3 protein-coding genes are annotated in these 2,159 nt (G+C 64.3%); all 3 read right to left on the bottom strand.

Features of this window, described 5'->3' with window-relative positions; all coding sequences use genetic code 11:
* Positions 1–8: 8 nt before the first annotated feature.
* The 3 genes from BKH20_RS10235 to BKH20_RS10225 all read right to left on the bottom strand — a co-directional run bounded on the left by BKH20_RS10235 (position 9) and on the right by BKH20_RS10225 (position 1,948).
* The gene (locus BKH20_RS10235; RefSeq protein WP_075390978.1) at positions 9–776 is read right to left on the bottom strand and encodes a hypothetical protein; all 768 of its coding nucleotides are present in this window, start codon (positions 774–776) and stop codon (positions 9–11) included.
* Positions 773–1,249 carry a hypothetical protein gene (locus tag BKH20_RS10230; RefSeq protein ID WP_075390979.1) on the bottom strand — a complete coding sequence of 159 codons (477 nt, stop codon included), beginning with the start codon at positions 1,247–1,249 and terminating at the stop codon, positions 773–775. Before BKH20_RS10230 ends, BKH20_RS10235 begins: the two co-directional genes overlap by 4 nt.
* A 279-nt stretch (positions 1,250–1,528) precedes the next feature.
* Positions 1,529–1,948, bottom strand: coding sequence for a hypothetical protein (locus BKH20_RS10225; RefSeq protein WP_075390977.1), 420 nt, complete (start codon positions 1,946–1,948; stop codon positions 1,529–1,531).
* Positions 1,949–2,159: the final 211 nt, after the last annotated feature.

Below are 2,159 nucleotides of genomic sequence, written 5' to 3'. Positions count from 1 at the left end.
GGGCTGGTTTAGTTGGTGGCCCACATCCATGATGATAGGTGTCCCCATACCTCGGTGGCGGATACGGGGATCAGGGGGATGCCCCGGCTGGGGCCGTTGGGGTCACCAACGGCAGAGTCGTCCTCCTCGATGACGTAGACCATGGTGCTCACCCCCAGGGTCATCAGCTGATCGGTCAGGACGAAGCCCTGATCCCGGTCCCGGTCCTCCCGACTGTGAAGCACGATCGTCCACCGCCCGTCACGAGCGTCCCGCACGAACTGAGAGGCTCTCGGCCCGCCGTAGCCGATGGTGGCCATGTTGGCCTCAGCGGCCCGGACATCCGCCAGACGCACCGCAGCGGCCAGGGTGTCGTAGATGTCGTCGGGGCCGTCATCAACCATGGGACGGGGGTAGAGATGGTCATTGGCCAGGGCGATATGCGCCACCTCGACGTCATCACAGCCATAGACGTGGACACCATCAGCGTCGTAGCGCTCAACGGTGCACCGCGGCGAGCTCAACCAGAAGACAATGTCCCGCACCGGCACCGGATCCTTGGGATCCATCCGCCGCAGGCTGTAGCGGGCATCAGCAGCCATCACACCGGCCAGGACCTCCGAGGCCGCCAACGTCGGCCCATAGGGGTCGATGACCCCAATGTCCTCCAGCCCCACCAGAACCCCCTGGGCATAGTTCGCGCGCTGGGCAACAGGACCGGTCACCATCCTCTGAAGGACGTCCCACTGCTCCGGCTCCAGGATCATCACACCACGCTCAGCGTCGAAGGAGCTCATGCCACAACCTCCAGGGACTGGCTCATCTCATACATGTGACCGAAGTGGGCGCCGAACTCGCGCGTGGCGCAGGTAAAGGTCGCCGTCCACAAACAGGCGCCCCCACGCATGGTCTGCTCGATCCAGGCCAGCTGCATGAACGTCAGAGCCGTCTCATCAAGGATGTAGATACCGCTGCGCAGCCGGCCGCCTTCACGTAGGTGCTCGGCCGGGCACTCATCAATCATCCGCACACCAGCAATAGCGTCCACGATCGCCCGCCCCGAGCCCACCAGCACAGCACCGGGGTCCTCACCGGCGCCCAAGGGCGTGCGCACCACCACCAGGTTCGGCGCGTAGGCGCGGGTCTGGGGCACAGCCGCCGCGATGTAGCGCACCGTGTCCTGCGTACCCCGCAACAACCCCGCAGGCAGCTCATCCGCGGTCATCGGCCGCCACCCCGGCGCCAGCCGAACACGCACCGTCTCACTCACGCACCCCAACTCCCTCCCAGCCATAGCACGACACGGTCCGCCCGCTTCGGCAGTTCACCACCATGCCTAGCACACACACCCGGGCAGTCTCTGCACAAGCCCGCCACACTACCGGGGATCACTGGTGTTACCGTCGGGATGCGGGAGCCGGGCCCGCACCGGCAGGAAGTCACCGAACCTCAACGAGCCCTCACCACCCCATACCGGGCCACCGGCCCAGCCAGCAGCAGAGACCGCTAGTGCCGTCGCCGCTCGGGCAACGCGGAAGGACTGCTCTAATCAGCCAGCCTCATCGTCGGAGCCGTACTTCGCCTCCCACTCGGCCTGCTCCCGACGACGCCAACGCCGCTCCTCATGCCACTCCGGATACATCCACCCCGGCAACCGCACCGGAACCAAACCCAACACAGCCACCACCAACGACACCAGCCCAGGCACACCAAAGACCAAGGCGACAGGGTCATCGCCATCAAAGCCAGCCGCCTGAGCCAGCAACAGCAGCCCTCCAAATACCAGAAAACTCCCCACCGCAGGCTCGATCACCGCAACGGTGTTACGACCTAGATTGAAAGCACCGTCCAGCATCTCACGAGCAGCCTCCCCCCAATCACTGTCGGAGAACATCGCAAACCACCAGGCAACAAGCGGAAATACTCCCAATAGAACACAACCAATGCCCGACAGAATCTGCTCACTCACATCCGACCACCTCGAACGTTTGAACAATACTCAATGCCACCACCCATGGGTAATACTATTTAAACCGTCAGCTGCTTTTTTGCCAAGACCAGACTCAATGACAGCACCAACCGCGCCGCCGACCACGGCACCCACTGGGCCGCCGACACAGGCTCCACCAGCCGCCCCGGCCTGAGCCCCGGCCCAGCCACCAGCAGCCGAGACCGTTCAT

Origin of the sequence: Actinomyces oris, assembly GCF_001937445.1 — a bacterium.
GTDB lineage: Bacteria > Actinomycetota > Actinomycetes > Actinomycetales > Actinomycetaceae > Actinomyces > Actinomyces acetigenes.
This window is presented reverse-complemented; position numbering and strand designations above follow the sequence as displayed.

Bases quoted from the DNA above. Each gene is read 5' to 3' on its own strand.
- BKH20_RS10235 (WP_075390978.1), bottom strand. From the start codon at position 776: ATGAGCTCCTTCGACGCTGAGCGTGGTGTGATGATCCTGGAGCCGGAG.